This window comes from Clostridium sp., from assembly GCF_018372875.1.
Lineage (GTDB): Bacteria > Bacillota > Clostridia > Clostridiales > Clostridiaceae > Clostridium.
Window position 1 is genome coordinate 86522 of sequence record NZ_JAHAIF010000005.1, and the last position, 15269, is coordinate 101790.

Consider the following 15269-nt stretch of genomic DNA (forward strand, 5'->3'; position numbering starts at 1 on the left):
AAATTAAAATAGTGTATAAAAAAGGAGGGGGGAGCCCTCCTTTTTTATAGTTTTTTCATTTTGGCATGGAACTTGCTTTGAATTAATGGTGAGAAAAATATTTATATAGGAGAGATATATATGACAAAAATTATCTTAGCATGTGCAGCTGGAATGTCCACATCACTATTAGTAAATAAAATGAAGGAGGTAGCAGAGGCAGAAAATATTGAAGCTTCAATAAAAGCTATTCCAGAAGCAGAGATATCACAACATTTAAATGAATGTGATGTTATATTACTTGGACCACAAGTAAAGTTTATGCTTGATGAAATTAGAGCAATAGCTGCTCCTCAAAATATTCCAGTAGAGGTTGTTCCAATGCAACATTATGGAATGATGAATGGAAAGGCAGTTTTAGAATTAGCTTTAAGTTTAAAGGGAGGTAATTAATAATGAAAAAAATCATGGATTATATGGAAAGAAAGGTAATGCCTATAGCTAATAAAATTGGTAACCAAGTACATATCAGAGCAATATCAGCTGGTATGGTTAGCTTAGTAGGAATTATTATACTTGCTTCAATTGCTACATTAGTTCAAAATTTACAAGTGGAATCATATCAAAACTTTATTACTAATACAGAAGCAGGACAAGTAATTTGGAATATAACACAAAATATTTGGTGGGGATGTCTTGCTATGTATGGGCTATTTGTTTGTGCAACAGTTGGACAATCACTTTGGAAAAACTATGGTCATAATGGACTTGATGGTTTATGTGTAGCATTAGCTTCATATTTTGTATTAATTCCATGGATGGCACAAGTTCCAAATGGAAAAGAAGCATCAATTAAAGCTTTTGGATTCATTAATTATACTAATTTTAGTGCAGATTCATTGTTTGCTTGTATGATTATAGCTCTTGCATCAGTTGAAATGCTTCATAGATTATCAAATGTTAAAGCATTTAAGATTAAGATGCCAGATGTAGTTCCAACAGCAGTAAGTGATTCATTCTCAAAATTAATACCAACTATGTTAACAGTTATTATATTTGCGGTAATATCATATTTAATTATGAGATTTGCTGATGGTAAATCATTTAATCAATTAATAACAATAGCTATAACAAAGCCACTACAAGGATTTAGTGATAATTTAATAACGGCTATAGTAGCACCATTTGTTGTATCATTCTTATGGTTCTTTGGAATTCATGGTTCAAATATTATGGGACCAATACTTGCAGCTGTTTTAGCACCACTTGGAATGTCAAATATTGAAATGTATGCTCAAGGTGTTACTGATTGGTCTCAATATAATGTGTTAACTTATCAATTTATATCCTCATTTGTTAATATGGGTGGAGCAGCATGTACAATAGCTTTAATAGTTGCTATGTTTATTACAAATAGAAGGAGACATAAAGTATTATTATCTCTTGCAGGTCCTACAGGTGCATTTAATATAAACGAACCAATAATATTTGGATTCCCAATAGTTTTAAATCCATATTTATTTATACCGTTCGTAATAGGACCATCAATTATTAGTGCAATTTCATATTTAGCAATCAAATTCCAATTAGTTCACCCAGTTGTAGCATCAGTTCCTTGGACAACACCTCCAATATTAAATGGATTCTTAGCAACAGGTATGCATTGGACCGGAGCAGCATTATCAGTAGTTAATATAGTAGTTGTTGTATTACTATATATACCATTCTTAAAGTTAATAGAAAGAAATGAAGAAAAACAATTATTAAATAAATAACAACATTCATTAGAAAGGAGATCATATGGGAATAGGAATTAGTATATATCCATTAAATAGTACTGTTGAAGAAAATAAAGCTTATATAGAAAAAGCAGCAAAACTTGGATACAGTAGAGTATTTACTTCTATGCTAGAATTAGATAGCGATAAGGAAAAAGCTTTAAATCAAGTTGAAAAATATAGGGAATTGTTAAATCTTTCAAAGGATTTAGGAATGAGAGTGTTTATAGATATAAATCCAGAAGTCCTTAAGATAATAGATATAAATCCTATGGATTTAAAATTCTTTAAAGATTTAGGAGCAACTGGACTTAGGTTAGATGGAATGTTTAATGGATTCTATGAATCAATGGTTACGTTTAATAAATTTGATTTAGATATTGAAATAAATGGCTCCTTTGATAGTGGATATGTTAATAATATTATAGATATAGGATGTAAGAGGGGGAAGCTTATGACTTGTCACAACTTCTACCCTGAAAAAGATACAGGTTTAGGATTAGAGTATTTTAAGGCTTGTCATAGGAGACATAAGTCTTTAGGATTGCATACAGCTGCGTTTGTTGATGCAACTAAAGGAGGAAGGCTAGGGCCATGGTTATCTAATGATGGCTTATGTACTTTAGAAAAGCATAGAGGAATAGATATAACGGTTCAAGCGCAAGAATTGTTTGCCTTAGGAATAGATGATGTAATAATAGGTAATGCTTTTGCAACAGATGAAGAGTTAGAGTCGCTTGCAAAGCTTGATGAAGATGTTATATCTTTAAAAGTTACTATAGAAAAAGTTTCAGAGGTAGAGAAGTCAATATTTAATAAGGTGCTTCAAAACAGATGGGATTATAGTGAGTCTGTAATAAGACATACAATGGGAAGAAAAGAATTTAAGGATAAAGAAATAGAATCAACAACTAAAGAAGATAGAATTGTTCCTATAGGAACTGTCTTAATTAATAATAATGATTATTTTAATTATAAAGGAGAGGTACTTGTAGCCTGCAAGAATATTACGTTAGATAATAGAAGAAATGTAATAGCAACTGTATGCAACTCTCACATAGAATTACTAAAGTATATAAAATCAGGGAAAAAGTTTAAGTTGGAGGAATAGTATGAACGAAAGAACTTTAAATAGTGCAATGAACATAATTATGTATGCGGGAGATGCTAGAAGCTCAATTATAACAGCATTGAAGGTAGCAAGAGAAGAAAGTAAGGAAAAAGGCTTAGAGTTACTTGAGGAAGCAAAAAAAAATTTACTTGAAGCTCATAAGATTCAAACTGAATTACTTCAAGGAGAAATGCAAGGTAATCCATGTGAATTTAGTTTATTATTAGTACATTCTCAAGATCATTTAATGAATGCGATGCTTGCAAAGGATTTAGCAGAACAAATTATTTTAATGATAGAATAGGAGTGATATTATGACTTTAGGTTTTAAAGAAAACTTCCTATGGGGAGGAGCAATATCAGCTAATCAAGTTGAAGGAGCTTACCTAGAGGGGGGGAAGGGCTTATCTACAGCAGATGTACTTCCAAAAGGAATGATAAGTTCACCAGTTATACCACCAGAGGGAAATTATCCATCTCATACAGCAATAGATTTTTATCATAGATATAAAGAGGATATAAAGCTTTTCAAAGAATTAGGTTTTAAATGTTTGAGGTTATCTATTGCTTGGAGTAGAATATTTCCTAATGGAGATGAAGAAACTCCAAATGAAGAAGGATTAAGGTTTTATGATGATGTATTTGAAGAATTAATCTCAAATGGTATAGAACCTGTAGTAACTTTATCTCACTATGAAATGCCATTAGGTCTATGTAGCAAATATGGTGGATTTACAAACAGAAAGCTTATAGGATTTTTTGAAAGATATGCAAGGACTGTCCTTACAAGATACAAGGATAAGGTAAAGTACTGGATGACTTTTAATGAAATTAATAGTATAACTGTAATGAGATTTACATGTGGTGGAATCATTCCTAAGGAAGATGAGAATCCAAGGCAATTAAGCTATGAAGGGGCACATAATCAACTAGTTGCAAGTGCTTTAGCAGTTAAAGCTTGTCATGAAATAGTAGAGGGTGGAAAAATAGGTTGCATGATTAATTATGGATGTGTATATCCTATGACTTGTAATCCACTTGATGCCTTAGATGCTTTAGATAAAGATAGAAGAACATTATTCTTTGCTGATGTACAAATTAGAGGGAAATATCCAAATTATCAAAAGAGATTTTTTAGAGAAAACAATATCTCAATAAAAATATCAGAAGAGGATGAAAAGATATTAAGAGAAAATACTGTAGATTTCCTTGGAATGAGTTATTACATGAGTAGGGTTGCAAGTACTGATGCTGAACATCTTGAAAAAGCAGAGGGAAATATATTTAAAATGGTTAAAAACCCTTATCTTAAGTCATCAGAATGGGGATGGCAAATAGATCCAGAAGGATTAAGATTTTCATTAAATACATTATATGATAGATATGAAGTTCCTATATTCATAGTTGAAAATGGACTTGGAGCAGTAGATGTTGTTGAGGAAGATGGCTCAATTAATGATGATTATAGAATTGACTATTTAAGAGAACATATAAGTGCTATGAAAGAGGCTATAAATGATGGCGTTGACCTTATAGGATATACATCTTGGGGGCCAATAGACTTAGTGAGTGCATCTACAGGTGAAATGAAAAAACGTTATGGATTTATCTATGTAGATAAGGATGATGAAGGAAATGGAACCTTAGAGAGAAGAAAAAAGAAGAGTTTTAACTGGTACAAAGAAGTAATTGAAAGTAATGGGGAAAAACTTTAAAACTAATATTATATATAGAAAGAAGTAGAATTTACAGTGTAAATTCTACTTCTTTCTATATATGTCTATGTGAAAAGTGATATTAATAAGAAGTTAAAAATGAAATTATAATTTAGATTTGCTAGTAAGGATAATTATGGTAAAATGTATACAAACATTGGAATTTATAGAGGCTGGTGAGAATATGGAGAAACAAGAGGTGAACTCAAATAAAAAGTTTTGGAATAGATTTGCTAGTAAATATGATCTTATAATAAAAAAAGATGAACAAGCTTATGAAGAGATGATTAAGCTTATTAGGAGAGATGTAAATTCTAAAATGGAAATGTTAGAGCTTGCAACAGGTACAGGATTAATTGCTTTAAGAATAGCAGATAAAGTGAAGTATTTGGAGGCTACTGATTTTTCTGAAGAAATGATAAAAGAAGCAAAACAAAAGGAGAGACCAGATAATCTTAATTTTTCAGTAGAGGATGCATGTGATTTGCCTTATGGTTCTAAAACCTTTGATTGTGTACTTATATCTAATGCACTTCATATAATGCCAAAGCCTGAAGAAGCACTTAGTAATATTAAAAGAGTATTAAAGGATGATGGCATTTTAATAGCACCAACCTTTGCACATAAGAGTAGTATAAAATCTAAAGTACTATCTAAACTTATGTCTATTGTAGGTTTTAAGGCTTATAGCAAATGGACAACTGATGAATATATTAAGTTTATAAAAAGTAATGGTTTTAAAATAAAGAAAAGCAAAAAAATAAAAGGAACTTTTGAATTAGCATATGTTGTAGCAATTAAAGAATCTAGGTAAAATAGTATCTAGATTCTTTTTTCTTTAGGAGGAAAATATGAGAAACATAAAAATGTTATTACAATATGATGGAACAAGATATAAGGGATGGCAAAAGCAGAATCAAAAAGGTAGCACTGTTGTAACAATACAAGGAAAAATTGAAAATGTTTTAAATAAAATGACAGGAGAGGAAATAGAAGTAATAGGCTGTGGAAGAACAGATTCTGGGGTTCATGCAGATAATTATGTGGCAAACTTCTTTACTAATTCAACTATGACTTTAGAGGAAATGATGAAATACCTTGAGGAATATTTACCAGATGATATTGTGGTTAAAGAACTTAAGATAGCAAGTGATAGGTTCCACTCTAGGTTAAATGTAAAGGGAAAAACCTATGTATATTCAATTCAAAATACAAATTATCAAGATGTATTTTCTAGGAGATTTGCTTATCATATAAAAGAAGAATTAGATGTAGAAAGTATGAGAGAAGGCTCAAAGCACCTTATAGGCACTCATGATTTTAAGAGCTTTACTAATTTAAAAGTAAAGAATGGTAAAAAATCTACTATAAGAACTATAAGGAATATAGAAATAATAAATAATAATGGATTGGTTCAAATAGAGGTAAGTGGCAATGGATTCCTATTAAATATGGTAAGAATAATTGTTGGTACATTAGTAGAGGTTGGACTTCATAAAAGAAAGCCAGAGGATATTAAAGAAATACTAGAGTCTAAGAATAGAGAAAATTCAGGATTAAAAGTTCCAGGGAAAGGATTAATGCTTAAAAACTTAGAATATTAGTTCAAAAGTATTGACTTATTTTAAGTAAAATAATAGTATAAAGTAAGAAAATTTGTTAGGTGAGGCTCCTATAAAGATAGATGCTGCTGCCCAGAAAAATCGAGAGATTCCAATGGGTTAACAATAATTATCGCCAAGGTAATTTTTAATGTAGCTGACAAGAAAATGTCAAAGCTTTATAGTGCTAAAGCTCTACAATTAAATTGTGTTATATTTTAAGACTTTTTAACGTAGGGTTAAAAGGTCTTTTTATATTTATAAAATAAGGTGGTGAATCAAATGGAATCTGATGCCAGTAGAAGTATAAAAGTTAAGACGGAAAACAAAATAAAGGATGAGGATGAAGTTTGTTCGCCTTGTAGGATGCTTTATCCTCTTATGTAAGGAGGAGTTATAATGAAGGAAGAATTAAATGAAAAAGATTTATTAGAAAGATTACTAAATTATACTCAGGAGGAGCTAGAAAAGAAGATTGAGGATATTCATCCTGCTGATGTATTAGATTTACTTCATGATAACGAAGAGTATTTCTCTAAGATATTAAAAAGATTACCGGATTGGTTTATTGCAGCTATTCTTGAGGAAGAAGAGGATGAAGAAAAGTATGAAATTTTAAAGAAGTTTTCTGAAAGTGAGCAAAAGAAGATTTTAGGTGAAATGTCATCTGATGAGTTAACAGATCTTGTTGGAGTTTTAGATGAAAAAGAAACTAGAGATGTTTTAAAGAAAATAAATGAAGAAGATAGAAAAGATGTTTATAAGCTTCTTTCATATGATCCAGATACAGCTGGTGGTATTATGGCAACTGAGTTTATATCAATAAGAGAAAATAAAACTATTGAAAAAACTCTAAAGTATTTACAAAAGGAAGCTCCAGATGCTGAATCTGCATATTATCTTTATGTTATTAATAAGGAAAATGTCTTAAAAGGTGTAGTCTCTTTAAGAGATATAGTATGTAATGACTTTAACACAAAGATATCTGAAATTACAAATACTAATGTAATTTCAGTTCCTTACTATATGGACCAAGAAGAAGTGGCTAGCAAGTTTGAAAAGTATGGATTTATGACAATGCCAGTTGTAGATGAAAATAATAAGATTTTAGGAATAGTAACTGTAGATGATATAGTTGAGGTTATGCAGGAGGAAACTACAGAAGATATACATCGTCTTGGAGGTGTAGATGAAGAGGAAAAGGTAGATGGTTCTCTTAGAAACTCTATAAAAAGTAGATTACCATGGCTTATAGTAAATTTAATTACTGCAATTCTTGCAGCTTCTGTAGTAGGAGCTTTTGAAGGAACAATAAGTCAAGTTGTAACTCTTGCAACATTTATGCCTATTGTAGCAGGAATGGGAGGGAACGCAGGAACTCAATCCTTAACAATAGTAGTTCGTGGTATTGCATTAGGTGAATTAGATAAAGATAATGGAATGAGAATTTTTATAAAAGAGCTATTAGTGGGGCTTACAACAGGAGTAGTTATTGGATCAATTATAGCAGTTTTAGGCTTTATATGGGAAAGAAATATTGTATTTGGTATTGTAATTGGAGTTGCAATGATATTAAATATGATGGTAGCAACAATGTCAGGTTTTATAGTTCCAGTAATATTAAAGAAGCTTAAGATAGATCCTGCACTAGCATCAGCAGTTTTTGTAACAACAGTTACAGATGTTTTAGGATTTTTCTTCTTCCTTGGACTTGCGACTATGTTTATTAATTATTTAATATAGTTTAGATAAATGGAGGGATTTTATGGAGTGGTATTGTGCAGTATGGAATAGTGATAAGGTAAGTAATGTAATGGGAGCCCAGTTTTTATATGAGCAGTTATGCCAAGGTGAAGATTCTCTAGTTGGAGATATTGAAATAATAGAGGAGTTTTTTGAAGATTTAATATCTAAGGGAGAAAAGTTAGATATAAATAAGGGGAAAGGTTTTATAATTATTGGATGTTTACTTGAAGATGCAGAAAAGATTGATAATCTGATTAAGGGATTAGCTAAACAACATGGATTATCTTATTATGAACCACAAAATATGACTTATATTTTTTAAAGTAAAGGACAGGATATCTATAAGATATCTTGTCCGTTTTCTTCTAATAATATATTTGTATCTAAGACAGTAAGCTTGTTATTTATAGCAAATATTAAAAAAGTATCTCTAATAACTTTAGGATAGAGTTTTCCTTCTTTAGCTATAGTAAGGGCTCTATCTGTTTCTTCTAATGTAAGTTGTAGGGATAAACAAAGCTTAGCTATATTATCTCTACTAGGATTTTTACTCCCATTTAAAATTTGGTATCCATATGTACGATCAATATCTGCATTTGCAATTAGAGTACTTTTGCTTATATCTTTTTTATTACAAAGGTTAACTAAGTACTCAGAAATAGTCAATTCTTTAATATCTAAGTCCTTAGAAATATATGTTTTTAAACTTTTATAATTATCTATAGAATTAAGAGTGTTTAATAATTCAGAAGTCTTTTTATCAATCATAGTTATTCCATCCTTAAATAAAAAATGAGATAATAATATTATATAGTATATTATAGTTAAGTGAAAGTTTAGGTGGAACATGGAGATGAATTATAATATTGGTTATAAATTATCCTTGTATAAGGAACTAACAGTAATAAATGAATCGGATAAAAGTAAAATAGAGTTGGTTCAGAATATAGTAGATAATAAGATATATGTAAAAAAGAAATTATCAAATTATAAAATAGAGGTTTTTAAAGAATTGCAGAAGATTGATAACATAGGTATTCCAAAGGTTTATGAAGTTATTGAGGATGAGGATATACTTTATGTAATTGAAGAATTTATTAATGGTAAAACTCTAGAGGAGATTCAGGGGGAAGGAGTATTATCAGAGGATAAGGTTATAGAATATAGCATAAAGATTTGCGAAATATTAGAAGTTTTACATAATTTAAATAGTCCAATAATTCATAGGGATATAAAGCCCTCTAATATTATTGTAGATAATAATGGTATAGTTAAATTAATAGACTTTGATGTGTCAAGAATACATAAAAGTGATGAAAACAGGGATACTCAAATATTAGGAACAGAAGGGTATGCATCCCCAGAGCAATTTGGGTTTAATCAAACAGATAGTAGAAGTGATATTTATTCTATTGGTGTTTTAATGAATGTTTTAACAACAGGAAAACTTCCAAGGGATAAAAAGAATGATGAAAAATTAGCTAAAGTAATTGAAAAATGTGTTAAGATTTCTCCTAATGAAAGATATAAAACATGTCTTGAGCTTAAGGAGGATCTAGAGTTATGTAGTGGCAAACAAATAAAATATAGAAAGAGTAAAATGTTTATTAGAAACTTACCTGGATTTAGAAGAGGAAAGCCTTCTTATATTTTAGCTGCATCATTATGGTATATATTTTTAGTATTTGCTATTTTTATTGATATAGGTACAAAAAGTTTCTTTTATATTATTGGTGATATCAGTATGGTTATGGCATTATTAGGATTGACTTTTCTTTATGGAAACTATAATAATATACAATCTATGTTACCTTTGTTAAAAGGAAATAATAAAAGTATGAGAAAAGTAGGATTTACTATTTATACTATACTAATTATAATGTTTGCTGGCATGATGTTAAATATATTTCAATAGGTGTATGCTGACAGCATACCAATGAAATTTTAATTATTTTTATAATGATACTAGTCCAAGAAAATGGACAAGTATCATTTTTTGTTTTAAAGGAGGAATAATAATGAAGAAGATTTTAATTGGGGTAGTAATAACACTTATTGTTTTAGTCGGGGGATGTACAGCATTAATGGGGGGAATGGCAAAGTCAGCCTCTGATACAATAAATCAGATGGAAGATGATAAAAAATCTAAAGATGAATTATATAATGAGATGGCAAAAAAGATTAATTGGGAAGTGAAAAAGGGGGAGTATTCAAGTGAAATAGTAGGGATATTTGAGAACACTTCAGATGAAAAAATAGATTACATTCAATTTAATTATAAATTATACGATAGTAATGGGGTTACCATAGAGAGTTCATTTACAAATGAAACTGATATAAAGCCAGGAGAAAAAAGGGAAGTAAAGATTATGCTAATAAAAAAAGATTTTAGTAAATATGAGATAGATGTAGTATCAAGTGCTATATAGGTAATATTGTAATCATGGACTAGTCATTCACTTAAAAGTAAGAAATTAGTTGTTATTATTAGGGGATATAAATAATATATATTAAGTGATTAACTTTTTATATATTATGGGAGGAAAAAAGATGGTTTGTTCAAGTTGTGGTAATGAAATGGTAAAGGGAAATCTTTTTGGTGATAGATATGCACTAAAGTGGCAAGCAGAAGATAAGAAGTTAGTAGCAGGTATATGGTCAAAAGGGGGCATAAAGTTAAAGACTAATTCAGCTTTTGGAAGACCTAGAAGTGAAGCTTATGTTTGTCAACAATGCAAAAAGCTAGTTATTGATCTTGAAACTCAAGCTGTATAGTAACATATATAAAATAAAGAATAATAATTTTATAATTTCCTTACTTTTAGTAGTGTGGGGGATATTTGTTTTGATGTGGCTTGGAGCGTAGCGACGGAACAAGCAAAATAAATATCCCCCACATTTTTTGTACTTTAATGTAAAGCTTGTTTTTATTTACATTAAAGTATAAAATAGTGCATGTGTTTGAAAAAAGTATAAGAAATGGGGCAAGAAATGTTTACTAATTACAAAAATGATTTAATTAACGAGTTTAAGAATTACAATGGAGGAAAGTTTAAAAAGGACCTAATGGCAGGGATAACTGTTACAGCAGTTGCACTTCCTTTAGCATTAGCCTTTGGTGTAAGCTGTGGAGCATCTGCTGGTGCTGGAATTATAACAGCCATAATCTCTGGCTTAGTAATTGGTGCTCTTTCGGGAGGTTCCTTTCAAATTTCAGGACCAACTGGAGCTATGAGTGCAATATTAATATTGCTTGGACAACAATATGGATTAGAAGGAATATGGGTGGCTAGTTTAATAGCTGGTCTTATTTTAATAGTTGCAGGTATACTTAAGTTAGGAAAAGTGGTATCTTATATTCCACTACCAGTAATTACAGGCTTTACATCTGGTATTGCATTAACTATTGCAATTGGACAACTAGATAACTTTTTTGGAGTAACTACAAAAACTTCTGATAGTGCAATTATAAAGGTGTTTAACTTTGTAAGAGGACCTATAAATCCTAATATGTATGCATTACTAATTGGAATACTTGTAGTATCTATAATGATTCTATGGCCTAAAAAGTGGAATGCAAAAGTTCCATCATCTTTAATTGGTCTTATAGTAGCTTTAATAGTTAATATGTTATTTAATTTACCAGTTGATGTTATAGGAGATATCCCACAAAAATTGATTTTAGATGATAGATTAACTTTTGCAGGTATTAATTTAGAATCTATTAAGGGATTAGTGGTTCCTGCTATTAGTATAGCTGCTTTAGCAATGATTGAAAGTTTACTTTGTGGTGAAGTTGGTAAGAAAATGAAGGGAGATTCCTTTGATCCTAATAGAGAACTTGTTGCTCAAGGTATTGGTAATATGATTATACCTTTCTTTGGAGGGGTACCTGCTACAGCTGCAATAGCAAGAACAAGTGTAGCTATAAAATCAGGTGCTCAAACTAGATTGGTTAGTATATTCCACTCTATATTTTTATTAATATCAATGTTTGTTTTAGCACCTATAATGTCAAAGATACCTTTATCAGCATTAGCAGGAGTTTTGATGGTAACTGCTTGGAGAATGAATGAGTGGGAAAATATTAAATATATGTTCACTAAAAGGTTTAAGGGATCTATTATAAAATTCTTTATAACTATGATGGCAACAATAGTTTTTGATTTAACACAAGCTATATTAATAGGAGTAATTTTTGCAAGCCTATTATTTATGGTGAAAATATCTAATGTGGATATTTTTATTAGTGACGTTGATGAGGAGAAATTAAATAGAAATATAAGTAAGGATAATTCCTTAGGAAAAACAAAGGTGATTTATTTTACTGGGCCATTATTTTTTGCTACTGTAGACAAGCTAAGATCAGAAATTGAATCATTAAAGGATGTTAAGGTTCTAATATTATCTATGAGAGGAGTTCCTTTGATAGATATTACAGGGATTCAAGCACTAGAAGAAATAATGGAGGAACTGGTATTAAATGATTGTAGACTTCTTTTATGTGGTTTGCAGGAGAGTGTTAAGGATACAGTAGAAAAGTCAGGATTCAAGGATAAGATTGGAGAAGACAAAATATTTTGGAGTGCAGTGGAAGCAATTAACTATGTTGAAGATAACAGAGCTGTAGTTTAATTGTATTTTAAAAAGGACCCTATTAAGTAGAGAATAAAAAATCTATTTAATAGGGTCCTTTGTACAATAAATATATAAACATAAAAATATATAAATATATGTTTATATGAATATTCATATAATAAAGATTGCTACAACTTCTTCATTCTATTCTAAAATTATTTCTTTAGCTTAACATGGATGTATTTAGTTTTATCTACAATAACTTTTTTGTGCTTTTCAAAATAATTTATTATAATTTCTGGCATTTCTATTTGAATTTCTTTTATTATTTTACAATCTTTAAAGAACTCATATCCACCAGCACCACTAGCTCTATAATTATTCATAACTAATGTGAATATATCATTATCATTTATTTCTTTTTCATTAAATATAACTGAATCTATACTATTTCTTCCGTTAGAATTTAAAGTAAATCTATATTCTATATTTGAAAAATAATCATAGTTATAATGTTCGACCTTTGGTTTTAAGAATGAGTCTGAAATTCTTACTTCTTCTCCGTCATAACAAAAATATTCAGCGCTTCTTGATAAGGCTTTCTTTAATATTTCTCCAGTAACTTCATATACCACTAAAGTGTTTGGATAAACATAAGTTGAAACAATATCTCGAACAGTTACATCAGTATTAAATCCTTTTATGCTGTTAGCAAAGGATGTACATGCTATATCAGCACCACTTGCATCTAATTGAATTCTATTTATAAAGTTAGCAAGATTTGAGCCAGATAAAGCCATTTCTATGTGAGTAGAAGGATTAAGTGGAATATCTAAAAATCCTACAGGGCTATCTAACCATTTTTGAACTTCCCTTTCATAAGGTAATAATTCATTGAACATTTCTTTATTTGGATTTATTTCTGCAGTCTTTAATTCTGATTTAATTGAAATAATTTTTTCTTCATACTCTAAGTTTAATTCTATAAACCTAAATGCATTTTGTGGCGTTTGAACTATATAAGTTCCATTAACATATCGTCCGCAAATATTCATATGTTGATGTCCAGTTAATAGGATATCAAAGTTAAAGTCCTCACAAATTTTATAAGCTATATTCTCATTACTACTACTTAAAATCTTCTCTGTATCTAGATCCTTTTCAAAACCACCATGATAAACTCCAAGTAAAATATCAACTTGAGATCTTACTTCATCAAATACTTTTTTTACTGAAGTATAGGTATCGTTTATATAAAAGTTTGTTAGGTTTTGTGGTTGTTCCCAGATATTTATAAAGTCTGTTGTAAAACCTAATATACCTATTTTTAATCCATTGCCTAGTGTTTTTATTGCATATGGAAGGATAGGAAGCTTACCTGTTTTATCTTCTACATTAGCACAAACACAAGTTGCATCTAGTGTATTTAGATATTTAGCAAGATAATCATATCCATAGTTAAAATCATGATTTCCTAAGGTAACAAAATCATATTTACCTTGGTTTAAAACTTTCCCAATTGGATGAACTTCAAAATCTTTTTTTGATATAAAGGTTGTAAATGGAGAGCCCTGAATAGTATCTCCTCCATCAATTATTAAAGTGTTTTCGTCCTTTGTGAAAGAGTTAATTACATTTAGCATTCCTAGATGTTTATCATCATTATTAGTATAGTCTGTTGGATATACAAAGCCATGCATATCTGAAGTAAAATAAATCTTTAAATTTTTCATATCAACACCTCAATTGAATTATATCAGAAAAAAGGATGATTGTAATAAATATTATTGATAAGACAAAAAGTAAAAATGTTTATTTATATATAGACAAAAATATAAATACAACTATAATTATAACTAAAGGAATAAATTTGAAAGGAAGAGTTGCTATGAATAAGGGTAGAGAAGAATTATTTTGGGAGTCATCAATTGAAGAAGTTAAAAAAGGGTATATTGAAGAGGAAAATTGTTATAGGTGCCTTGTTTGCGAAGATGAGTTTGAAAAGGGAAGAATATATAATGTAAATGAAAATCTATATGATGCAAAGAAGGCAACAGAAATTCATATAGGGGGTAAGCACGGTTCTATGTTGCAATACTTGCTAAATATGAATAATAATTTTATTGGTATTTCTGAGGTACAAAGAGATTTGATAATATTAATGGCTAATGGATTATCTGATAAAGAAATTGCTATAAAGATGGGGGTAGCTCAGTCTACTATAAGAAATCATAGATACAAGTTAAGAGAAAAGGAAAAGCAGGCTAGATTATTTCTTGCTATGATGGAGCTATTATCTAGTAATATAAATAAAAAGATTACAAAATTAGATAATGAACAGCTTTGCGATGCTCACAAAACTGCAACAACTATAGATGATAGATATAATATAACAGAGAAGGAAAGAGAAACAGTTATAAAGAACTATATGAACGAAACAGGTGGTATAAAAACTTATCCATCTAAGGAGAAGAAGAAGATTATAATTCTTGGGGAAGTTACTAAGAATTTTGTTAAGGGTAGAAAATATACAGAGAAGGATATTAATAAAATATTAAAGAGAGTATACGATGATTATGTAACAATTAGAAGAGCATTAATAGAGTATGGATTTATTGAACGTTCAAATGATTGTAGTGCTTATTGGGTGAAGGAGTAGTAGAAAGGAGCTGTCGCATTAGCGGAATAAAATCCGTTAGCGACAGCTCCTTTTTTCCTATTTTACGAATAACCTTTAGATATTATTTGTACTTAAACACAT

General features: G+C 29.7%; 16 protein-coding genes and 1 riboswitch. Of the genes, 14 read left to right on the forward strand and 2 right to left on the reverse strand.

The features are described from left to right. Window positions 1-120 precede the first annotated feature (120 nt). From KIB46_RS03225 to KIB46_RS03265, 9 genes are all read left to right on the forward strand, one after another. Window positions 121-432, forward strand: a complete 312-nt coding sequence (locus tag KIB46_RS03225; protein ID WP_291670854.1) for a PTS sugar transporter subunit IIB — start codon at window positions 121-123, stop codon at window positions 430-432. A 2-nt stretch (window positions 433-434) separates the two neighbouring features. Continuing rightward, window positions 435-1754, forward strand: coding sequence for a PTS transporter subunit EIIC (locus KIB46_RS03230; protein ID WP_291670856.1), 1320 nt, complete (start codon window positions 435-437; stop codon window positions 1752-1754). Between the two features lie 25 nt (window positions 1755-1779). Further along, window positions 1780-2868 (forward strand): MupG family TIM beta-alpha barrel fold protein, encoded by a 1089-nt coding sequence (locus KIB46_RS03235; RefSeq protein ID WP_291670857.1) that lies wholly within the window; start codon window positions 1780-1782, stop codon window positions 2866-2868. Window position 2869: 1 nt separating this feature from the next. After that, window positions 2870-3172, forward strand: coding sequence for a PTS lactose/cellobiose transporter subunit IIA (locus KIB46_RS03240; protein WP_291670859.1), 303 nt, complete (start codon window positions 2870-2872; stop codon window positions 3170-3172). Window positions 3173-3182: 10 nt separating this feature from the next. Then, window positions 3183-4583 carry a 6-phospho-beta-glucosidase gene (locus KIB46_RS03245; RefSeq protein WP_291670860.1) on the forward strand — a complete coding sequence of 467 codons (1401 nt, stop codon included), beginning with the start codon at window positions 3183-3185 and terminating at the stop codon, window positions 4581-4583. 184 nt (window positions 4584-4767) lie between these two features. Then, window positions 4768-5397 (forward strand): class I SAM-dependent methyltransferase, encoded by a 630-nt coding sequence (locus tag KIB46_RS03250; RefSeq protein ID WP_363290092.1) that lies wholly within the window; start codon window positions 4768-4770, stop codon window positions 5395-5397. 37 nt (window positions 5398-5434) lie between these two features. After that, a complete protein-coding gene (gene truA, locus KIB46_RS03255; protein ID WP_291670862.1) occupies window positions 5435-6187 on the forward strand; it encodes a tRNA pseudouridine(38-40) synthase TruA in 753 nt (250 codons plus the stop codon). Window positions 6188-6231: 44 nt separating this feature from the next. Beyond that, window positions 6232-6397: riboswitch (M-box (ykoK) riboswitch) on the forward strand. Window positions 6398-6583: 186 nt separating this feature from the next. Beyond that, window positions 6584-7927, forward strand: a complete 1344-nt coding sequence (gene mgtE / locus KIB46_RS03260; RefSeq protein WP_291670864.1) for a magnesium transporter — start codon at window positions 6584-6586, stop codon at window positions 7925-7927. 22 nt (window positions 7928-7949) lie between these two features. Continuing rightward, window positions 7950-8252, forward strand: coding sequence for a hypothetical protein (locus tag KIB46_RS03265; protein WP_156562457.1), 303 nt, complete (start codon window positions 7950-7952; stop codon window positions 8250-8252). Between the two features lie 17 nt (window positions 8253-8269). Here the strand turns inward: KIB46_RS03265 and KIB46_RS03270 are convergent, their stop codons facing one another. After that, entirely contained in the window at window positions 8270-8698 is a 429-nt protein-coding gene (locus KIB46_RS03270) for a helix-turn-helix transcriptional regulator (protein WP_291670866.1), read from the reverse strand. Window positions 8699-8783: 85 nt separating this feature from the next. Between KIB46_RS03270 and KIB46_RS03275 the strand changes: the two genes are divergently transcribed. The 4 genes from KIB46_RS03275 to KIB46_RS03290 all read left to right on the forward strand — a co-directional run bounded on the left by KIB46_RS03275 (window position 8784) and on the right by KIB46_RS03290 (window position 12565). Then, the gene (locus tag KIB46_RS03275) at window positions 8784-9845 is read left to right on the forward strand and encodes a serine/threonine-protein kinase (protein WP_291670869.1); all 1062 of its coding nucleotides are present in this window, start codon (window positions 8784-8786) and stop codon (window positions 9843-9845) included. A 103-nt stretch (window positions 9846-9948) separates the two neighbouring features. After that, complete coding sequence (locus tag KIB46_RS03280) at window positions 9949-10359, forward strand: FxLYD domain-containing protein (protein ID WP_156562465.1); 411 nt, start codon at window positions 9949-9951, stop codon at window positions 10357-10359. 121 nt (window positions 10360-10480) lie between these two features. Further along, window positions 10481-10705 (forward strand): PF20097 family protein, encoded by a 225-nt coding sequence (locus tag KIB46_RS03285; protein ID WP_027097354.1) that lies wholly within the window; start codon window positions 10481-10483, stop codon window positions 10703-10705. A 216-nt stretch (window positions 10706-10921) separates the two neighbouring features. Continuing rightward, window positions 10922-12565, forward strand: a complete 1644-nt coding sequence (locus KIB46_RS03290; RefSeq protein WP_291670871.1) for a SulP family inorganic anion transporter — start codon at window positions 10922-10924, stop codon at window positions 12563-12565. Window positions 12566-12723: 158 nt separating this feature from the next. On the opposite strand, the gene KIB46_RS03295 is transcribed toward KIB46_RS03290, so the two are convergent. Beyond that, window positions 12724-14241: a bifunctional UDP-sugar hydrolase/5'-nucleotidase gene (locus KIB46_RS03295; protein ID WP_291670872.1), complete on the reverse strand. Its 1518-nt coding sequence runs from the start codon at window positions 14239-14241 to the stop codon at window positions 12724-12726. Window positions 14242-14396: 155 nt separating this feature from the next. Between KIB46_RS03295 and KIB46_RS03300 the strand changes: the two genes are divergently transcribed. After that, the gene (locus KIB46_RS03300) at window positions 14397-15167 is read left to right on the forward strand and encodes a DUF2087 domain-containing protein (RefSeq protein WP_291670873.1); all 771 of its coding nucleotides are present in this window, start codon (window positions 14397-14399) and stop codon (window positions 15165-15167) included. Window positions 15168-15269: the final 102 nt, after the last annotated feature.